The 19,010-nt window shown below is 34.4% G+C and carries 21 protein-coding genes; 9 read left to right on the forward strand and 12 right to left on the reverse strand.

The genetic code is table 11. The features are described 5' to 3' along the window. The first annotated feature begins 27 nt into the window (after nt 1-27). The 6 genes from ACXITR_RS06540 (at nt 28) to ACXITR_RS06565 (ending at nt 7,259) form a co-directional block, all read left to right on the forward strand. Nucleotides 28-315 (forward strand): type II toxin-antitoxin system HigB family toxin, encoded by a 288-nt coding sequence (locus tag ACXITR_RS06540; RefSeq protein ID WP_457996426.1) that lies wholly within the window; start codon nt 28-30, stop codon nt 313-315. Between the two features lie 4 nt (nt 316-319). Further along, the gene (locus ACXITR_RS06545) at nt 320-541 is read left to right on the forward strand and encodes a hypothetical protein (RefSeq protein WP_457996427.1); all 222 of its coding nucleotides are present in this window, start codon (nt 320-322) and stop codon (nt 539-541) included. A gap of 32 nt (nt 542-573) precedes the next feature. Then, nucleotides 574-5,601: a glycosyltransferase gene (locus ACXITR_RS06550; RefSeq protein ID WP_457996428.1), complete on the forward strand. Its 5,028-nt coding sequence runs from the start codon at nt 574-576 to the stop codon at nt 5,599-5,601. Between the two features lie 88 nt (nt 5,602-5,689). Next, nucleotides 5,690-6,622 carry an Rpn family recombination-promoting nuclease/putative transposase gene (locus ACXITR_RS06555; RefSeq protein WP_457996429.1) on the forward strand — a complete coding sequence of 311 codons (933 nt, stop codon included), beginning with the start codon at nt 5,690-5,692 and terminating at the stop codon, nt 6,620-6,622. Between the two features lie 119 nt (nt 6,623-6,741). Then, nucleotides 6,742-6,999 (forward strand): type II toxin-antitoxin system Phd/YefM family antitoxin, encoded by a 258-nt coding sequence (locus ACXITR_RS06560; RefSeq protein ID WP_457996430.1) that lies wholly within the window; start codon nt 6,742-6,744, stop codon nt 6,997-6,999. Between the two features lie 5 nt (nt 7,000-7,004). After that, a complete protein-coding gene (locus tag ACXITR_RS06565; protein WP_457996431.1) occupies nt 7,005-7,259 on the forward strand; it encodes a Txe/YoeB family addiction module toxin in 255 nt (84 codons plus the stop codon). Between the two features lie 86 nt (nt 7,260-7,345). On the opposite strand, the gene ACXITR_RS06570 is transcribed toward ACXITR_RS06565, so the two are convergent. The 7 genes from ACXITR_RS06570 to ACXITR_RS06600 form a co-directional block, all read right to left on the reverse strand. Next, nucleotides 7,346-9,520, reverse strand: a complete 2,175-nt coding sequence (locus tag ACXITR_RS06570; protein WP_457996432.1) for an O-linked N-acetylglucosamine transferase, SPINDLY family protein — start codon at nt 9,518-9,520, stop codon at nt 7,346-7,348. A 154-nt stretch (nt 9,521-9,674) separates the two neighbouring features. Then, nucleotides 9,675-10,151, reverse strand: a complete 477-nt coding sequence (locus ACXITR_RS06575; protein WP_457996433.1) for a Uma2 family endonuclease — start codon at nt 10,149-10,151, stop codon at nt 9,675-9,677. A gap of 69 nt (nt 10,152-10,220) precedes the next feature. Then, nucleotides 10,221-11,489 (reverse strand): class I SAM-dependent methyltransferase, encoded by a 1,269-nt coding sequence (locus tag ACXITR_RS06580; RefSeq protein WP_457996434.1) that lies wholly within the window; start codon nt 11,487-11,489, stop codon nt 10,221-10,223. A gap of 138 nt (nt 11,490-11,627) precedes the next feature. After that, nucleotides 11,628-13,799 (reverse strand): O-linked N-acetylglucosamine transferase, SPINDLY family protein, encoded by a 2,172-nt coding sequence (locus tag ACXITR_RS06585; RefSeq protein ID WP_457996435.1) that lies wholly within the window; start codon nt 13,797-13,799, stop codon nt 11,628-11,630. A gap of 80 nt (nt 13,800-13,879) precedes the next feature. After that, nucleotides 13,880-14,584: a hypothetical protein gene (locus tag ACXITR_RS06590; protein WP_457996436.1), complete on the reverse strand. Its 705-nt coding sequence runs from the start codon at nt 14,582-14,584 to the stop codon at nt 13,880-13,882. A gap of 174 nt (nt 14,585-14,758) precedes the next feature. Beyond that, nucleotides 14,759-15,235, reverse strand: a complete 477-nt coding sequence (locus tag ACXITR_RS06595; protein ID WP_457996437.1) for a type IV pilin protein — start codon at nt 15,233-15,235, stop codon at nt 14,759-14,761. A gap of 191 nt (nt 15,236-15,426) precedes the next feature. Further along, the gene (locus tag ACXITR_RS06600) at nt 15,427-15,930 is read right to left on the reverse strand and encodes a type IV pilin protein (RefSeq protein WP_457996438.1); all 504 of its coding nucleotides are present in this window, start codon (nt 15,928-15,930) and stop codon (nt 15,427-15,429) included. 458 nt (nt 15,931-16,388) lie between these two features. Between ACXITR_RS06600 and ACXITR_RS06605 the strand changes: the two genes are divergently transcribed. After that, nucleotides 16,389-16,643, forward strand: coding sequence for an antitoxin (locus ACXITR_RS06605; protein ID WP_457996439.1), 255 nt, complete (start codon nt 16,389-16,391; stop codon nt 16,641-16,643). Here ACXITR_RS06605 and ACXITR_RS06610 read toward each other — a convergent pair. From ACXITR_RS06610 to ACXITR_RS06620, 3 genes are read right to left on the reverse strand one after another with little or no spacing between them, the layout of a single operon-like run. Continuing rightward, nucleotides 16,637-16,819 carry a hypothetical protein gene (locus ACXITR_RS06610; RefSeq protein WP_457996440.1) on the reverse strand — a complete coding sequence of 61 codons (183 nt, stop codon included), beginning with the start codon at nt 16,817-16,819 and terminating at the stop codon, nt 16,637-16,639. The two genes, ACXITR_RS06605 and ACXITR_RS06610, sit on opposite strands and share 7 nt — an antisense overlap. After that, nucleotides 16,812-17,216 (reverse strand): aspartyl protease family protein, encoded by a 405-nt coding sequence (locus tag ACXITR_RS06615; protein WP_457996441.1) that lies wholly within the window; start codon nt 17,214-17,216, stop codon nt 16,812-16,814. The genes ACXITR_RS06610 and ACXITR_RS06615 overlap by 8 nt, the downstream gene beginning before the upstream one ends. A 7-nt stretch (nt 17,217-17,223) precedes the next feature. Beyond that, nucleotides 17,224-17,472: a hypothetical protein gene (locus tag ACXITR_RS06620; RefSeq protein ID WP_457996442.1), complete on the reverse strand. Its 249-nt coding sequence runs from the start codon at nt 17,470-17,472 to the stop codon at nt 17,224-17,226. Between the two features lie 222 nt (nt 17,473-17,694). Here ACXITR_RS06620 and ACXITR_RS06625 point away from each other — a divergent pair, with 222 nt between their 5' ends. Continuing rightward, nucleotides 17,695-17,958: a BrnT family toxin gene (locus ACXITR_RS06625; protein WP_457996443.1), complete on the forward strand. Its 264-nt coding sequence runs from the start codon at nt 17,695-17,697 to the stop codon at nt 17,956-17,958. Beyond that, the gene (gene brnA, locus ACXITR_RS06630) at nt 17,948-18,172 is read left to right on the forward strand and encodes a type II toxin-antitoxin system BrnA family antitoxin (protein WP_457996444.1); all 225 of its coding nucleotides are present in this window, start codon (nt 17,948-17,950) and stop codon (nt 18,170-18,172) included. The genes ACXITR_RS06625 and brnA overlap by 11 nt, the downstream gene beginning before the upstream one ends. Before the next feature lie 245 nt (nt 18,173-18,417). Here brnA and ACXITR_RS06635 read toward each other — a convergent pair whose 3' ends face one another. Next, nucleotides 18,418-18,615 (reverse strand): DUF2283 domain-containing protein, encoded by a 198-nt coding sequence (locus ACXITR_RS06635; protein WP_457996445.1) that lies wholly within the window; start codon nt 18,613-18,615, stop codon nt 18,418-18,420. Continuing rightward, nucleotides 18,612-18,848, reverse strand: a complete 237-nt coding sequence (locus ACXITR_RS06640) for a hypothetical protein (RefSeq protein ID WP_457996446.1) — start codon at nt 18,846-18,848, stop codon at nt 18,612-18,614. The genes ACXITR_RS06635 and ACXITR_RS06640 overlap by 4 nt, the downstream gene beginning before the upstream one ends. Nucleotides 18,849-19,010: the final 162 nt, after the last annotated feature.

Here is a 19,010-nt window from a genome sequence, read left to right on the forward strand (position 1 = left end):
TTCAAATGAATTGTTTTAAAAAGAAATATGCACATTATTAGCCGTAAAAAATTAAATGAATTTGCCGAATGTTATCCAGAAGTTAAAACAGCTTTAAAGAAATGGTATCAGTTAGTTAAGCAAGCTAATTTTAACTCTTTTGCTGAAGTGAAACAAATTTTTTCTACTGCCGATCAAGTTGGGAAGCTAACAGTATTTAATATCGGCGGTAATAAAGTAAGGTTAATAACAGCAATACATTATAATCGGAAAAAAGTTTATATTCGTGCTGTCTTGACTCACTCTGAATATGATTTAGATAAATGGAAGGAATAAAACTATGTTAACTTTAGATATTCAAGAAACAACTAAAAATTGGCAACTTTTAAATAATACTTTATTTGTACCTCATAATGAATCAGATTATGAATATTTAGTAAAATTGCTAGACTCTCTTATTGATGAAGTAGGAGAAAACGAATCTCATCCTTTGGCTAATTTAATGGAAATTATAGGAGTTTTAATTGAAAACTATGAAAACGAAAATATCCCAGAAATTTAAGGTATCAAAAATTAATTCTCAAATTTAAAAAAATGACTAAAATTCTTCACATTATTCAACAATTATCCAAAGGTGGTGCGGCGCGATCAATGATTGCCACAGCCAAATATTCCGCTCAATACGGCAATTTTCACCATCAAGTTATCTCCCTTCTGCCCTCCGAAACCTTCGCAAAACAACAAGCTGAAGCCGTGGGAATGTCGGTTATTGATGCCCCTAATGGTCAAACTATTTTAAACACTATAGAAAAAGCCGATATAGTTCATGTTCACTGGTGGAATAACCCTCATCTCTACGATTTATTGAGATCAGACTTACCAGCCATGCGACTATTAACATGGTTTCACGTTGCAGGAGATCAACCTCCCCATGTTATCACCAAACAATTAATTGACCACTCAGATTTTGCCTTAGCTTGTAGCCCATACACTTATAATAGAAAGGCTTTTCAAGACTTAAATTCAGAAACCAAAACCAGTAAAACGGGAATGGTAATTGCAGGAAGTGATTTTGAGCCAATCAAAAATTATCAAAAATGTCCCCATAGTAGCTTTAATGTGGGTTATATCGGTACAGTGGATTTTGTGAAGATGCACCCCAACTATGTGGCAATGAGTGCCAATGTTGATATTCCCGATGTTCAGTTTATCGTTTGTGGGGGAGGTATAAGTAATTATTTAGCCCAACAAGCACAACAATTAGGAACCTCTGATAAATTCGATTTTCGGGGATATGTAGAAGATATTAAATCAGTTTTAGAAATATTAGACGTTTACGGCTATCCCTTATGTGAAGAAACCTACGCCGCCGCCGAGTTGAATTTACAAGAAGTCATGTATTGTGGCATTCCCCCCGTTGTTTTTCCCTATGGTGGAGTAAAAAATTTAATTCAACATAACGAAACAGGCTTAATTGTAAATAGTGAAAAAGAGTATAAAGAAGCCATAGAGTATTTATATCATCATCCCGAAGAAAGAGAAAGATTAGGTAATAATGCCCGAAAATATGCGTTAGAAATATTCGGTGCAGAAAATGCTGGTAAAGCTATTAATCCTATTTACGAAAAATTAATGCAACAACCCAAGCTCGATCGCATTTGGGGGATTCCTGTAGGTACAAGTTTATTAGATTTACCCGTCACCTTAGAAGATTTAACAGGAGAATATCGCCAACCCACACCAGCGGAATTATTTATTGAAGGCTTAGGCGGTACTAAACCCGAATTTATCGTTAGTATGACCTCTCAGGATATTAACGAATTATTTGAAGCGGAAGAAAAAATCGCTTTATCCTCTGCAATCATCAGTGGAATATCTGGAGGTTCGGGGATTATTTCCTACTGTCAATATTATCTTCAAGATAATTATTTAAGATTATGGACTGCTTTAGCCTTAGAAAATTCTCAAAGATATAATGAAGCTATACAAAATTATATTAGTACCATTAATTTAGGATATACTCATTGGCGAGTAACGTGGTATTTAGCAAGGGTAGCAGAGAAAGCCAAGGATTTAGAATTAGCAAAAAAAGCAATCTATGATGTTTTAAAAATTGTACCTAATTTTGAGGAAGCTAAAAATTTATTGGCTAGTATTTCTAATAGTCAGAAATCACCTAGTATTCAAGTACAAAAGTCTTTACCCAAAATATCGATTATTACGCCATCTTTTAATCAAGGAGAATATTTAGAAGATTGTATTCTCTCTGTGCTAGAGCAAGGCTACTCTAACCTAGAATATATAATTCTTGACGGTGGTAGCACGGATAAATCTATAGAGGTTATCAAAAAGTATGAGAAATATTTAACCCATTGGGAAAGCAAAGCAGATGGTGGTCATTATCATGCCGTTAATAAAGGGTTTAAGCAATATTCAACGGGTGAAATAATGGCATGGATTAACTCTGATGATAAATACCATCCCGATTCTTTATATAAGGTTATCAGTGCTTTTGAAGAAAATAAACAAGCTGAATGGATTATGGGTATTCCCACAGTTTGGGATAGTCAAGGTAATTTGAATAGAGTTATTGAATATATCCCTAATTGGTCAAGGGAATTCATCTTAAATAATATTCAGGAGTGCATTCAAAAATCTTTTTTTGTTGAGCAAGAGAGTTGTTTTTGGAAAAGAAGTCTATGGGAAAAAGCTGGAGGAAGTCTTGATATTGAATTTTCTCTCGCTGGAGATTTTGAGTTATGGATACGTTTTTTTCGTCACGCTCCATTATTTGTTGTTAATGGTCTCATCGGTGGTTTTCGGTCTTATAGTGAAAAACAAAGATCTCAACAGTATCGACGAGAATATATTAATGAGATGTTTGCCATTGTAGAAAGAGAAAAAGAATTAATTAAACAAGGATTTTATACCAATTTTATTTCCTCGCCATTACGAATTGATTTGAATGAGAAAAAAATCAATGACTTGAAAGAAACTATCAGAAATCAACAAGAAAGTGAAATAGATTATCTAATTAATTTCCAAAGTCTTAATCTAATCATATTCCCAGACTGGCGACAAGATGAAGAAAATTTATCTTTAACCCTAACAGAAGTATTAAAAAGTATAACATCTCACCCTCAAGCAGGAGAAATCACCCTAATTATTGACATAACCAATGCTGAAAATGAAGAAGATGCTCAGTTGTTAGTATCTGCGGTAACGATGAGTTTAATGTTAGAGGAGGGAATAGAATTACCAGAGACAACAGAAATTTCCTTTATTGGTAATTTAACTCCTCAACAGTGGGAAAATTTATTTGCACAAATGGGAAATAATCAACTGTATTATCTTCCCCTCTCTATGATTTCCCAATGGGAGAATATTCCTGAGTCTGCCCTTGATAGTTACTGTAAATATCTTTTACAAAACTGTCAGATTTTCCTGAATAATGGTGATGCTGAAAAATATTTAGATTATTATAGCTATCTCTTACAAAATCTTGTACAAAATATAGAAAAAAATATACAATCTCAAGTATGGCAAAAAATAGCATTAATCTTTACAGAAAATTCAAATTTTATTCCCTGTTATTTTAATGATCAAAACCTTAAAAAAATCTATATCAATAGAGCAAAAATTTTAGAATTTACTTTAAGAATCAAGGGTTTTCAACTTGAATATGAATTTGTACCAAGAGAGGTTAAACAGGAAAAAATCAAAATAGGTATATTATCCGCTCACTATGGTATTCAAACAGAAACTTTTAGCACTCTGCCAGTTTATAATCATTTGGATAGAGACAAATTTGATATAACTCTTTTAACTATTAAAATAAGTAATCATCGCTTAGAAAAATACTGTTTTGCTCATGGAGATAGAGTTATTCAATTACCCTCAACTTTATCTGAACAAGTAAATATAATTCGTTCCCATGATTTGGATATTTTATTTATCGGAACAAATATTACTGCAAGAAGTCACTCAATCACATACTTAGCACTTCACCGATTAGCGAGGATACAGATTATTGATCCCAATTCCCCTGTTTCTAGTGGAATGCCCTCCATTGATTATTACATTACCAGTAAACTATCCGAACATTTGCCAACGGCTGAAGAGCATTATACTGAGGAATTAATTACCCTTGATATTCCTCCTCAATGCTTTGATTTTGGTACAGAAGCCAACTTAAAAACAAATCAAATTATTAACAGAGAAGATTTAGGTTTGAAACCAAGTCAAATTGTGTTTGTTTCCGGGGCAAATTATTTTAAAATAATCCCCGAAGTAGAAGAAACTTGGATAAAAATATTAACAAAAGTTACTAATTCTGTTTTAGTTTTATATCCTTTTAACCCTAATTGGTCAAATAATTATCCTATTTCTCTTTTCCAAGAAAGAATATTTAAGACTTTACAAAAATATAATATTGCCGAAGATAGATTAATTATTCTTGAGCCTGTTAAAAATAGTTTAGAAATTAAGGAAAGACTAAAAATTTGTGATATTTATTTAGATTCTTTTCCCTACTCTGGCATGACTTCAGTGATCGATCCTTTATCCGTTTCTTTACCTACTATAGTATTTAGTGGTGATACATCTCGATCGCAAAAAGCCGCATCTATTTTGAGATATTTTGACTTAGAAGATTTAATTACTTATTCTCCAGAGGAATATATAAAAAAAGCCGTTTTATTAGCTCAAAATTATCAACTGAGAGAAGAGTATAAGGAAAAAATTGAGCAAAAAATGCAGAGTAATCCTAGCTTTTTAGATGATAAAAAATATTCTAAAAAAATAGAGAAAGTATTTGTTAATTTATCTGAAAAATATCAATATGAAAATACTCTCCGAGAATTTAATTTAACCCAAATGAACTATCTAGTCTTCCCCGACTGGCAAAGCGACGAAGAAGTATTAACCGAAGAATTATATAACCTCATTTCTACCCTCGCCCATAACTCCTCTATTAACGATAAACTCCCAGACTCTAACTTCCCCCTTAATAAGGGGAGCAGGGGGGGATCAAATCTCCCCTCGCCCTTTGGGAGAGGGGCAGGGGGTGAGGGCGTAACCCTTGTCATAGACACCACAGGCATAACCGAAGAAGATGCTAATTTAATGCTCTCGGCTGTTGCCATGAATCTGATGATGGAAGAAGAATTAGATCTCGAAAACCTTTTTAACTTCTCATTTATTAGCGACTTTGATGAGGAACAATGGGCGAAATTATTACCCCAAATAACCGCAAGGATTATTCTTGATTGTGAAAATAAAGAAATAGTTAATAGTGAATTATTTGAGGATTTAATTAGTGTAATGGGTAATAAAAATAATTACGCAATTTTCCCAGATTGGAGCAAAGATGAGCAGGAATTATTTACAGCTTTAAATCAATTTTTTATCAACATATCCACCGAAGAAAAAGCAACTTTGTTAATAGATCTTAATAACTCTAATGAGGAAGAAGTGGGTTTATTTGTTTCGGAAGTAGTGATGAATTTAATGTTAGAGGAAGGAATTGAGTTATCGGACGAAATTAATATTAATTTCGTTAATTTTAGCCCCAATCAATGGCATTCTTTGAAAGGTTTAATTAAGGAGGAATTTACTATTTAAAATGTTTGGGGGTGATTAGTGCGATCGCACCGTGCCACTTTGCGATCGCCCTTATTACAGTTAAAATATAAAAAACTGATACAAAGAAATGAGTTATGACAGCGTATTAAAATTTATTATCGATGAATATACTGCCCCCATTTTAACTTGGTTATTCAACCAAGAAATAACCGATCCCGTAGAAATGTTAAACACAGAATTAAATATTGAACCGATTAGGGCGGATGGGGTTTTCTTTTTACAAGTAGGAGAAAAAATTATTCATCTCGAATTTCAAACCAGACCAAAATCTGAGCCACCATTACCCCTAAGAATGCTAGATTACTGGGTAAGGCTTTACCGAACCTATAAACTATATCAAACAAACACAAAAATAGAGCAGGTAATCATTTTCTTACAAAAAACCAAGTCCATCCAAGCATATCAAAATACTTTTGAGGTTGATAATACAATCCATCGCTATCAGGTAGTCAGGATTTGGGAATGTGATGCAACCCCTCTACTGTCTCAACCTGAATTGTTACCCCTTGCTGTGTTAGCTAAAAATGAACAACCAGAGATATTATTATCTCAAGTAGCAGAAAGGATTAGTAGAATAGAAGATAAAAGAAAAAAGAGCAATATTACGGCCTGTGTCGAGCTATTGGCTGGTATTAATTATTCAGAGGAGCTAATAAAAATGTACTTACAAGATGACCTTTTAAAAGAATCCGTTACCTATCAAAGAATCATCCGAGAGGGAATGGCTGAAGGTATCCAACAGGGTATCCAACAGGGTATCCAAGAAGGTATCCAACAGGGTCTCCAACAGGGTATTCAGCAAGGAGTAGAAGAAGGAGAGAAAGAAGAGGCGATCGCCCTTGTCTTTAGATTAACAAAAAAACGTTTTCCAGAATCCCCTGATACCCTCAAAAACGACCTAAAAACCCTCTCCGTAGAACAACTAGAAACCCTAGCAGAAACCTTATTTGATGTCAATAGTTTTGACGAAGTAGTTCAATGGCTAGATAGTAACAAATAATAATATTAACAAGTAGTACAGATTTGTGAGAATATCAAATTAAGTTCCCCCTTTTTTAAACCAGTAACTAAATAAGTACATAAATGGTAGTATGGTGATAAAGATATTTCCTAAATGTCATGGATGCAATAACTTATACTCAAGCTCGAAAAAACTTTGGTCGTGTGATGAATCAGGTTTGTGAGGATCATGTGCCAATTATTATTACTCGTCAATCAGAAAAACCTGTAGTTATGATCTCTCTGGAGGATTATAGTGCCATGGAAGAGACATTATATTTATTACGCAGTCCAAAAAATGCACAAAGACTTTACAAGGCACTAGGAGAATTAAAACAAGGAAAATATCAAAGTCATGAGTTAATTGAAGAGGAATAAGTTTAGTGAAAATTTCCTTTTTAGAAGATGCTTGGGATGATTATTTATATTGGCAGACTCAGGATAAAAAAACTCTAAAAAGAATTAATCAAATTACTAAAGATATACAAAGAAATCCCTTTGATGGTATTGGTAAACCTGAACCATTAAAATTTGATTTAAGTGGATTATGGTCACGACGCATTAATCAAGAACATCGTTTAATTTATCAGGTATTAGATGATGAAATTATTATTATTCAATGCCGTTATCATTATTAGGGGAAAAACTAGCGAAACTGTCACTAGGGGGGATCTCCTAACGCTGGGTTTTGATCCCCCTAAATCCCCCTTAATAAGGGGGACTTTTACCCTTCCCCATTAACATAAATTTCCCACATCTGTTGATATGCCTTTTCCATCTCCCTTGTAAACTGTTTGGCATCCCACAGGGGAGATGTTTTCTTCGATTGTCTCAACTTCCAGCTTACTTCCTTGCGCAAATTTTCATCGGTGCCGAATTTGATACCCCACTCGATGTATTCTTCCTCACTCCATGCTATGCCTTCGGTGATACCTGCATTCATCATATAGGTATAACTGTTACGGGCGGCGAATTGTTCCCCCACTCTGGTTACTAGGGGAATCTCCATCCACAAAGTTTCAAGGGTGGTGGTGGCACCGTTATAGGGGTAAGTGTCTAAGACGACATCGGCTATTTGTAGATTAGCTCGGTGGACTGCTTCAGTGGGCGCCCTGTCTAAAAATCTTAAACGGGTGCGATCGATTCCTTCGGCTTCTGCTATGGTAATAAATAATTGTTTTAATATTTCTTGATCTCCATTACCTTTAATTACCAAATAGCTATTTGGTACAGCTTTAATAATTTTCATTTGGGCATGAATGGTATCGGGATGACGTTTGAGGGCGTTTTGGGTATTAAAATAAACGATCGCACCTTGAGGTATTTCTAAATCTTCTCGTCTTAGGGATATGGTATCAACTTCAAAACCATCAACGGAGACGTAACTATGGGGCAAACGCCAGATTGTTGCTTGATAGTATTCTTGGGCATTATCAGGTAAAACATAACGATCCGCAATAAAATAATCTATGGCGGGAATACCATTGCTATCCATCCCTAACCAACTTACTTGAATGGGGGCTGGTTTAAGTGCCATTACCATCGATGTCATGTTGTGAGTAAAACTATCTAAATCCACTAATATATCGATTTCGTCTTTTTCGATTTGGGTAATTAAATCATTAAGGACATTGCTTGAATTATGGGCATAGTCCACAACTTCTCTAAAAAATTTTTTGGTAATCTCATCTTCTACTTGGTGGCACACAAAATAAGCATAAGTTGTAAATTTTTCCTTATCGTGATGGCGGATTAACCAACGACTTAATAAACCTACAGAGTGCGATCGCAACGTATGCCCAATATAACCTATTTTCAGTTTTCGAGACAAATTAGTTTGAGTGGGAGACGGAAAATGAACAGGACAACTATAATTATTCTGGGTTAACTTCTGAGATAATGCCCCAATACCATTGATAATTAACCTTTTCTCTCTGGCTTGATCATCAAAATAGAGCAATGGTTGAGCAAACATACTTAGACTATTACAAATATACTTAGGTTCAATATTCGGTTGTTCTTCTACCAACTCTGCCAAGATGGTACGATATTCAGGAATTAACTTAAAGGCTTCTGCCCAATCACCCATCGTAATAGTATTGGAGATTAATTGACGCAGGGCTAAAGATTTTTCAGCTAAAGTATGACTACACTCATAAAAGTGTTGAGCTAAAATTTTACATTGTTCATACTGATGATTATTGGAATAATAATAAATTCCTTGTTTGATAATTTCTAAATTATTGGGCTGATTATTAAGACAAATTTGAACCAATTCAGAAGCATAAAAATAATAATTTTTTTCTTGTCCTGTCATTTCTGCCTTGGATAACAACAATTCAGTAATTTCCTCATTTTCCTGAAAGTAACTATTAACAATTTTTGCAAAATTCAGAGATTCATCACAGGGAATAGATAGAATATTGTTGGCACACTTTAATAATTTTTGTCTATCAATAATATGCTCGTTATCCGTTAAATTTTTAGATGTTATTTCTTGAATATCTGATAATTTTAATATTCCTAAATTATATTTTAAATTAATTAAATCTAGAAAATTGCTAATATTCTTAGGATCAATATTATTAACTTGCTCCCTAATTAAATAGCTTAAATAAAACTCATTATTGTTTTCCTGATATATTGCTTCTATTTCTAATAGGTCTAGTAACTGTTGCTGATAAAATACTTGATTTTCTTCGTCAATACTAAAAAAAACAGTAAACCAAGTTGATTGACACTCTGCTTCTCTTTGTGCTAATAAATAAGCTAGTCCTAAGTACCAATAATGTTGAATTTCTTCTGGATTTTTGTTAATTAATTTTTCATAAAAAGTAACTACTTCATCAAAGTTTTTTTCAAGTAAATAATTTTTAATTGTTGAATCCCATCTTTCCATAAAACTTTACCTAAGTTATTAAAAAATATAAAAACTTAACCTATTTTTTGATATTATCGTATTGTAAACAAAATAATTTAAAAACAAAGTTAAATTATATGAATAAAGAAATCACAGAATCTCTACAACAACAATATAAATGTATTGGCTTAATTTATCGTTGAATTTGATCAGGAAAATCAGGGACTAGCAAAGATTTTTTTAACTGACCTGGTTCGTCGTAAAAAGTAATATTACCATCTTCATCACATAACCAAACTTCCATAGCATTTGCAGAAAAATATAATTGCTTTTTGAATTCTATCTCTTCTTCTGTATTTCCCATTGATTTCACCTCTACACAAATTTCAGGGGCGATGGAAGCTGATACCTCATTCTCAATTTTTTGAAACCTTTGCTCCGAACACCATACCACATCAGCTACTTTCACTCCATCCGATGTATTTATGGCACATTCTGGCATAACTTCACCAATTTTTAATAAAGACTCCAACAAAAGCAATATTCTACCCTGATAAAAAGAATGTTTAATCTTAATAGGACTCATGACAATTTGTCCCCATTTATTTAACTCTATTTTGAATGGTAAATTTTGTAACTGTTTATGTTCGCAAACTTCTTCCCATTTCATGATTTATCAAATAATTAGTTTTATTAGTATTTTCATATTTTGTAGATTCATTATGTCAAAAGACCATCGCTACTTATAGCCATAGGCAATAATATCAAAACTTCTTCTGATCAACTTTAAATCATTAAAACCTGCCTCTCCTAAATGTTTACCTAAATTTTGGGTGGTAAAACCCGTTTTGTGTGCCATGTAGGGTATTCCGGGATAAGTAGTACCCATACCATAAAACATCCACAATGCTGGAACAGGACCTGCTGGAGATTGATATAAGGGAGAATCTTCCATTTCTCCTCGCATTACCCACTCGGCGGCGGTTTGCATATCAGGTACTACAAACATGACAAAACCTCCATCCCTTAAAACTCGTTTAAATTCAGCAAGGGCGATGGGTACTTCAAAGTTATAAATATGTTCCAAATTATGGGAAGAATAAACCGCATCGACACTATTATTAGGTACGCCACTTAAATCGGTGATTGTACCAATAATATCAGGTTGGACACGAGGATCAATGTCTAAACGAATTTCTACCCAATCATTCCCTCGAAAATCTTGAGGTAAGGCATTGGGATTATATCCACCACAGCCCACATGGAGAAGTATTTTTTTATTATCTTCTGTGGCTTGATTAAGTGTGGTTAATCCATGATTGTTAATTCTTTTTATTTGTTTATTAATTACATTGTTTTTCCATAATAGAATTACTAATTCTTGCTCTAGTAAACTATAAGATTTTGTTTCGGGGTTAACTACTAATAATTCGTGAAGATTATTGGCACTATTAAACTTTTGAAAATCAGAAATAGCATCTTTTGCCTGTTGATTTTCGGTGTGGGAAATCATGATCAAGGCTTCTTCTGCTAACAATGGTCTGATATTCATTAAAGCTAACAATATTTCTCGATAAGATTTATTGCCATTGAGGTAAAATAACCCTATTTTGTCTTCACTATCTAAGGACTGTAAATCTTCGCAAAAGTTTGTTATGTCTCCGTCATAAATACAAGTACGGTCAACGTAATTTAATGATTCTAAAGTATTGTTAATATCATCTAGGTTAACCGTTTCATCATTAATAATTCCGTAAGCCATTAGTTGAGGATTATGCTCTAAAGTAGAAGTTAATGTAGCACCAGACTGTTCCAGTATTTCACAATATATTTCATCTTCCTCTAAGCAACTAACGGCGGTATTTAATATTCGTAAAACATAGGGATTAATGGTGCTATCAAGATTCTGTAATTTTGATGAACAGTTATTTTTTTTTTCGTCGATAGATTCAGTATTTTCAATATTAAGTATATCGGGAATTATTTGTAAAAAATTTTGTGTATCCATGGCTATTGTTAAGGGGCAATTAAAAAAATATATTAAGAAATTACTTATTACTTTATAATAATATAGCGTTTGTCATAGTAATACAAAGTTCAAGCTAAAAATTGTTAATTGTAAGAGGCAAGGGATTAATAAATACTCTTACTTATCGCTGTCAATATAAATTTCCCACATTTGCTCATAAGCCTTTTCCATTTCTTTAGTAAATTCCCTTGCATTCCAAAGGGGCGATGTTTTTTTGGACTCCCTTAATTTCCAATGTACTTTCTTTCTTAATTCCTCATCCGTGCCAAATCTTACCCCCCATTCAATATATTCTACATCACTGTGGGCGATACCTTCTTCAATGCCTAAATTAGTGAGGAAAGTGTAACCTTGACGAGCATGGAATTGTTGTCCCACCCTAGTAACCAAAGGAATATTTAACCATAAAGCGTCAAGAGTAGTCGTTGCCCCATTAAAAGGATAAGTGTCTAACACCACATCCCCTAGCATTAAAGTTGCTCTGTAAGCAGCTACTGGCAAAAAAGGTAATACTTTGATTCTTTCTGGCTTGATACCCTCTTCTTCTGCAATATTTTTAAATAAATTAATGACATTGTGCTTGGTGGTTTCATCACTTCCCCCAGAAATTAAGAAATAACTCTCTGGTACTTGCTTTAACACCTTCATTTGTAGGCGGATGCTATCAGGATGTCTTTTTAATCCAGTTTGTAAACTCAAATAAACAAGAGCATCTTCTGGAATTTGTAAAGTTTTTCTTTTTATACTGGAAGCAGAATCTATCTCAAACCCATCTACAGCTAAATAAGTATGAGGTAAACGCCATAATTTTTCCTGATAGTATTTTTGAGCATCTTTTGGTAATACCTGATTATCAACCACAAAATAATCGATGGCTGGTATGCCCGTGGAGTCTAATCCTAGCCAACTTACTTGTATAGGAGCTGGTTTTAGTGCCATTACTCTTTGAGTGATTTCATTGGTAAAGCAATCAACATCAATAAGTATATCAATGGAATCTTCTTTAATTATTTGAGCTATTTTTATATCTTCTTTTGGTAAAGTAGCAAATTTTTTTATATCTTGTTTGAACCATTTTTCTGTTATATTATCAGCAATTTCACCTATTAAATAAATATAAATATCAAATTTATTTCTATCAAGATATTTGATTAGCCAACGAGATAAAAGTCCTACACAATGGGATCTAAATGTATATCCTAAATACCCTATTTTCATTTTTTTATTTTTTATAGGGAAATTATCTTGTAACTGTATGTAAGAATATTTATTATTTAAAAGTTTCTGCATTGAGCAAGATAAACTATTAATAATCTGTCTGTTTTCCTGGGGTGAGTCTCTAAAATATAATAGATATTGGGTCATAAATACCAATCTTTCAATGATGTATAAATCTTCAATATCTGGGTTTTGTTGAGATAAATTGGATAAGGCACATATATAGTTATTGATAAGTTCATCTTTTTCTTGCCATGTACCCGTCCTCATCATGCAGTATATTAATTTATAGTAACCGTAGGCTTTTTCTTCTGGCTTATGGGAATTTTCTAAATATTTTTTACTGAAGGCTTCTGATTTGTCAAAATAGTGAGCAGTATCGTTATAACTGATAATTTCATTTAAAATCGCTAAATTATTTGAAAGATATTCCAGACAAACAAGAGCCAAGTCCGCACTATAATTAGGGAATCCTTCCCCATGTCCCATATAACGAGCTTTTTCTAAAATTAGATTAATTAGTTCTTTGTTTCCTTGTTGATTTTCTAATATCTGTTTTGCCAGTTCTGGATTCAACAATAAAGGAAATTCTAGTATTTGACCAAAAACTTTTTTTAGAATATCAAAATTAATATCTTTTGTCTGGGATTGTTTAATTATGTTATTCAAATTTGAATCAAAAAGATAGTTATTATCAAATATATTGAGCTTAATTGCTAACTCAATTATTAGTAATAAATTATCTACAGAATTGGGGATTAAACCTTGAATAATGTTTCTTAGCTCATAACTTAATTGATAATTTTTATGGTCTAATTGTTTTTGTGCTTCATGGTTTAAAATTTCTTGTAGTTGTTGTTGATAGAAAGGATCTTCATTACTAACGATAAAAAACCACGAAGTTTGTGCCTGTAATTCATCTTCTAATAAAAAATAGGCTAATCCCCTGTAGGAGTATAGTGTGATGTCATCAGGATTTAATTCTATTTCCTGTTCCAGAAAATTAGCTAGTTCAGAATACTTATTTTGTGTTAAAAATTGTTCTATTTTTTTCTGCACATTATCATTCATATTTTTATGATCAAATTCTGTATTAATTAGAATTTTAAAATTTTATAAACTATTTAGGATTGCGATGGAACTTATTGAGTTTACTCATCTGGCATTATAATTGAGACTCTGTTATTATCAACAATAATTTGGGCCCCTAGATTTTGTAGTTCAGTTAGGGCGATATTTCTGACTTCTTCATCTCGAGTATTATTTAAAATCATTAACCATGAACTACCTCTTGCTAACTTACTATTGGGATTATTCGCTAAGAATTCTGCGGTTTCTTCTGCTCGTTGTGCTTGTGCTATGCTAATTTCTGTATTTTGCTCTCTTGCCCATTGAGCTGCCATTTTGTATGATTCGAGGGCGTCTTCTGTTTGTCCTAGAAATAATAGTTCATTGATAGCTTTATAAATCCATAATTGATGACTTTGGGGTATTTGTGGGTTTAAATAATTTAAACCATTTTCTAATAATTTCACACTCAGTTGAGGTTTACCTGCAAATAAGGTATTAGCAGGATCCATAATTAAATAACCATTTACAAAACGGGGATCTCTTGAAACTACTAATTCAAAAAAATCAGGTATTACACTATAGCCTGTTATCTGTCTTGCTTCTGTGTCTCCGTAATACTGGATAAAGTTTAAGAAAACACCGTTGGCGATGAGGTTATCAAACCCTAAAGAAGGTAGTCTTGATAAGGATTGTAGTTGAATCCGCATTTTATCTTCTTGTCTGGCATAATCTTCAGAGGTTAATGGTTGATTTTCTTTATCTAAAAAAGATAGTTGTAAAGTCACTATGAATGATGTGACAAGAACTAACAAAATAGATAAGGCAAAATTTTTCTTCAAGTTTTGTGGGTTCGATATTATTTTAGATAACATAATCATTGTTGCTAAGGCTCAAACTTACAGAAAATATAAAGTAAGAGAAGGTCAATAGTTGTATTTCTGCTATTTATTAACCCTCTGTTATTTTAAGATATTATTACCTTGGCAATCGTTTCCACTTATAGGAGGAGGAATATCCGAAGCTATATCAAGAGAGACACAAACGGCAGCTTCATAATTACCTGCATTAAAGAAAACACCGCTAGAATAGGCTTTTGTTCCGTCATTCTGATAGTTATTATTTACTAAAGATGCTGTGGCTTGTGTGTTGTTACCAATAATATTGTATTGATCTATGTATTTTGGACTAAATTGAAGATTAAGTAATCTAAGGGTATCTTCATCATCAACTCCCTGGGCGAAAAAACCTCTTTCCCAATGATAAGCCTGTTGAGATCTATTGATGGCACCCAATACATTTTGCGCTTCTACTTCCCTTGCTTTTCCTATTTGATTAAGAAAATTGGGAAGGGCACTGACGGATAAAATACCAAGGACGAGAATTACCATCAAAAGTTCTATGAGAGTAAAGCCTTGCTCGTGGCGTTTTGCTGACAATGTCCTTAGATACGATTTCGTGACATTCAATAAACTCAATTTTTTGTTCATCATTCTGTTCATCCATTATCCACAGGAGGGAGAATTAAACACGAAAGAGGGAGGGAAGTTATTCCCCCCCCAATCTTATTTTTAAGTAAGGTTTTAACAACAAAAAACCTTAACAAACGAACGTGTGGTGGCAAGAAGCCTTAGCGAACTATATTTCCAGCACTACAAGTACTGGCATTGTCTGAAGCGGCTAGACTTACTGCAGGGGCTTCACTCTGACACATAATTTGATCATAGGCTCCATTTGCAAAGTTGATGCGACCAGAATAGGCTCGGGTACCATCATTAATAGCCTCTGTGTTACTGGGTCTTACGATTGCTTCTGCTCCAGAGGTAGAAGCAATTTGCATATCGTTGATGTACTCGGTAGGGATGCTAATACCCATTTGACCTTCAGTAGTAGCAAATACTTGTCTTTCAAAGTGGTAAGCCTGTTGAGAGCGGTTGACGGTACCTACAGCATTTTTGATTTCGGTTTCTCTAGCTTTACCTACTTGGTTGAGGAGGTTGGGGAGAGCCACGGCGGCTAGTACACCGATGATGATTACTACTACTAAGAGTTCGATGAGGGTGAAGCCTTCTTCACTGTTTTTCTTTTTGTTGGCGACGTAGTTTAAATATTTTAAGGTTACTTCTGGTTTCATTGCTGTTTCTCCTGTGAGAGTTATTTTAAAAGTTTTTCTTTTTCTGTTAGTTATAAGTTACCCAGTTTTGATCATGGATCGATCATGGTGGGGGAATTTTTTTTGTTTTTTCTTGTTCCCCCCTTATCAAGGGGGGCTAGGGGGGATCTCTTTACGCTTTTATTTTATAGCTGATTTGATTGTTGGCGTAACGTTGGGTTTGATCCCCCTAAATCCCCCTTAATAAGGGGGACTTTGTTGTTTGAGGTGGTGTGCTGGGGGTGCGATCAGGTCATAATCAGATTGTCAAGATATATTGTCATCCGCCTTGTAATGAATTCCAAGGCTAGGGGGTTATCGTTCAATAAATTGAACTGTGATTACTATTAGGATAGGGTGGGAGTTAAGGGGCGATATAAATTAAAGACAATTATTCCATCTCGTAAGGCGACAAAACAATATTTGAGAGGTAAAAACTTATGAACAGGTTTGATGAGGAGGAAAAAGATTTATTAGAGTCTTTTGAAAAAGGGGAATGGCAATCGGTAAATGATGAGGAGCGTGTTAAAACTCTCCAAGGTTATGCTAGGGCTACAATGGGTGAAAATCAGCAGGTTACTTTAAATTTATCTTCTGTTGATTTAGGGGCTATAAGGGCGATCGCACTTAAGGAGGGTATTTCTTATCAAAGTCTCATATCAAATATATTACATAATTATGTTAATGGTCAATGAGCGGAACTTAAGAAGTAGTTAGATCCTCCTAAATCGCCTATCCCTCTGCCTTCGGCATCCCCCCTTACCAAGGAGAAAGGGGGACTTGTGGTTTGGAGTGGCTTGGTGGGGGTAAGATGCGCTGAGTTAAAGTGCGATCGGGCGTAGCCTGTCACTGTGCGATCGCCCTTAGACAAAATACATCTTTTGTTCTTGTAGAGAAATAATAGCGCCGTATTTAACTAAAAAATCCATACCTAAAACTCCATCAACTTTGAGGGTTGAGGGAATATCATAGGCAAGAATGGGAAAATTATTTACTATTTTTCCGCCACAATTAAACCAATTAAGATCGATCATGGGAATTGGTGCAGTGGTTCCTTTTCCTGTGGTTATTCGTTGTGTTTGACGGTAGTTAGTAGGATTATAATCCAAATCGATGATAATCATTGGGGATATGATGGTAAAACTTGCCCCTGTATCAATCAATAAATTTACTTTCTGAAAATCTCCTTTTCGATTGCCGCCAATTACTGCTGGTATTTTGAATAAGTTAACACCATAGGGTAAGATTCGATAAGATTTTTTGCTCATAATCGTTCTACAAGAATAAGGCGATGGCTTCTCCTTCCGTGGAACCAGTATATTCTATGGCGGATGGTTTTCCTTTACTTAGATGAAGCTGATCATACAATTTATGGCGATCGTTTGCGATGGCAACTACTATGCCAGAAATAACGGTTAACTGTTCATCTAATTGGGGTTCAACGATTAACACCCATTGATCGGGAAATTGTTGATAAATTTGCTCTAAGGTTAGCCTTTCTTTTGTGTTACAGATAGTATTCATTATTGTTAAGAAATTAATGGGTCGTTAGTCATCATTTTAACTAAATCTGATCGTTATCCATCTGTTGGATTTACTCCCCATAAATCCCCCACGGAGGTCAGGGACTTGTTGTTTGAGGTGGCTTGGTGGGGGTAAGGGGCGATCATGAAAAGGTGTTGTGCGATCTCCCTTAGATATTAATAAGATTAGGGTATGGTATGGTCAGAAGAAAAAATGTAATGGATGAGAAAATTTGAGTTTGATATAAGCAAGAGTGAGAGTAATAAGAAAAAACACGGTATTGATTTCCATGAAGCTCAATTGCTTTGGTCAGATGTGAGGAGAGTTGAGATTGAAGCTAAATCGGAGGATGAACTTCGTACAATGGTTATAGGAACAATAAAAGGGAAACATTGGACTGCCATAATAACTTATCGGGGTGATAGGGTGAGAATAATTTCGGTAAGACGTTCAAAAACAAAGGAGGTTAGTTTATATGAAGGCTGAGGAGTTGGACTTATTATTTGATAATGGGGAAGATGTGTTGGAATATTTTGATCTTGATTCTTTGAAGCGTCCGGGTTTGGAAATGGATGCGATGGAGATTAGTTTTCCACAGTGGATGATTGAAGCTATGGAAAGGGAAGCTCAAAGGATGGGGGTTGACATTCAGGCGGTTATTAAGATGTGGATTACCCAACGATTGGATGCTATGGGCTAGTTTCTCTTTCTGTATTTCTCTTGTTCCCCCCTTCCGAAGGGGGGCTAGGGGGGATCTCTTTACGCTTTTATTTTATTTCCCGATTTTGTTTGTGGCTAGGGCGTTTGATCCCCCTAAATCCCCCTTAAAAAGGGGGACTTGTGGTTTGGAGTGTTTTGGTGGGGGTAAGGGGCGTTAAAGTGCGACCACGAAGTGGCAGGCTACCTCTGATCGCACTTTAACAGGTTGCGTCTAATAGCCCTTAATTAAGCAACTATTTGTTGAAAAGACAAGTTATTAATATCGGTTCGTTGTTGGGCGTGTTCGAGCGTTATGGAACAAACATTACCATTTTTATCAAGATCAATTAATGTATTATCGTTGAGGTCTTTTGTTTCGATAATTTCGCTATCGTTGAATTGAATATAGAGGGTATCTGTATCGGCGAAGTACTTAATTCTCATGGTTTAAAAGAACGATCAAAAAATGCGTTGTGTACTGTTTCTCTATCGGCTAGTAATACTACGCGCAAATATTTATCTTCCATTTCTGAAATCTTTGCCCATAGCTTAATTCTACCATCTGCTTGAATTATTTCTCTGATGGGATTTTGGATCACATATTCAATCCAATCTAATTTGATAATAGCTCGATCTGCTCTTTGTCGAGTGCTAAGGAAATATTGGGTAAATTTCATTAGTAAAGTTATATCAGGTTTATTAACGGTACTTAAACAAAACTCAAGCCCAAACAAAGCCTAAACTAGCTTTATAAGCAGAAAATACCTCAGTATTATGGGTAAGCCAGTGGACAAAACGAAAAGATACAGCAGTGCGAAATGCCTCGAGTGCTTCAGCAA

This window comes from Cyanobacterium sp. (genome assembly GCF_054166785.1).

Bases quoted from the DNA above. Each gene is read 5' to 3' on its own strand.
- ACXITR_RS06540 (WP_457996426.1), top strand. From the start codon at position 28: ATGCACATTATTAGCCGTAAAAAATTAAATGAATTTGCCGAATGTTAT.
- ACXITR_RS06545 (WP_457996427.1), top strand. From the start codon at position 320: ATGTTAACTTTAGATATTCAAGAAACAACTAAAAATTGGCAACTTTTA.
- ACXITR_RS06550 (WP_457996428.1), top strand. From the start codon at position 574: ATGACTAAAATTCTTCACATTATTCAACAATTATCCAAAGGTGGTGCG.
- ACXITR_RS06555 (WP_457996429.1), top strand. From the start codon at position 5,690: ATGAGTTATGACAGCGTATTAAAATTTATTATCGATGAATATACTGCC.
- ACXITR_RS06560 (WP_457996430.1), top strand. From the start codon at position 6,742: ATGGATGCAATAACTTATACTCAAGCTCGAAAAAACTTTGGTCGTGTG.
- ACXITR_RS06570 (WP_457996432.1), bottom strand. From the start codon at position 9,520: ATGGAAAGATGGGATTCAACAATTAAAAATTATTTACTTGAAAAAAAC.
- ACXITR_RS06575 (WP_457996433.1), bottom strand. From the start codon at position 10,151: ATGAAATGGGAAGAAGTTTGCGAACATAAACAGTTACAAAATTTACCA.
- ACXITR_RS06580 (WP_457996434.1), bottom strand. From the start codon at position 11,489: ATGGATACACAAAATTTTTTACAAATAATTCCCGATATACTTAATATT.
- ACXITR_RS06585 (WP_457996435.1), bottom strand. From the start codon at position 13,799: ATGAATGATAATGTGCAGAAAAAAATAGAACAATTTTTAACACAAAAT.
- ACXITR_RS06600 (WP_457996438.1), bottom strand. From the start codon at position 15,930: ATGAAACCAGAAGTAACCTTAAAATATTTAAACTACGTCGCCAACAAA.
- ACXITR_RS06605 (WP_457996439.1), top strand. From the start codon at position 16,389: ATGAACAGGTTTGATGAGGAGGAAAAAGATTTATTAGAGTCTTTTGAA.
- ACXITR_RS06615 (WP_457996441.1), bottom strand. From the start codon at position 17,216: ATGAGCAAAAAATCTTATCGAATCTTACCCTATGGTGTTAACTTATTC.
- ACXITR_RS06620 (WP_457996442.1), bottom strand. From the start codon at position 17,472: ATGAATACTATCTGTAACACAAAAGAAAGGCTAACCTTAGAGCAAATT.
- ACXITR_RS06625 (WP_457996443.1), top strand. From the start codon at position 17,695: ATGAGAAAATTTGAGTTTGATATAAGCAAGAGTGAGAGTAATAAGAAA.
- brnA (WP_457996444.1), top strand. From the start codon at position 17,948: ATGAAGGCTGAGGAGTTGGACTTATTATTTGATAATGGGGAAGATGTG.
- ACXITR_RS06635 (WP_457996445.1), bottom strand. From the start codon at position 18,615: ATGAGAATTAAGTACTTCGCCGATACAGATACCCTCTATATTCAATTC.
- ACXITR_RS06640 (WP_457996446.1), bottom strand. From the start codon at position 18,848: ATGAAATTTACCCAATATTTCCTTAGCACTCGACAAAGAGCAGATCGA.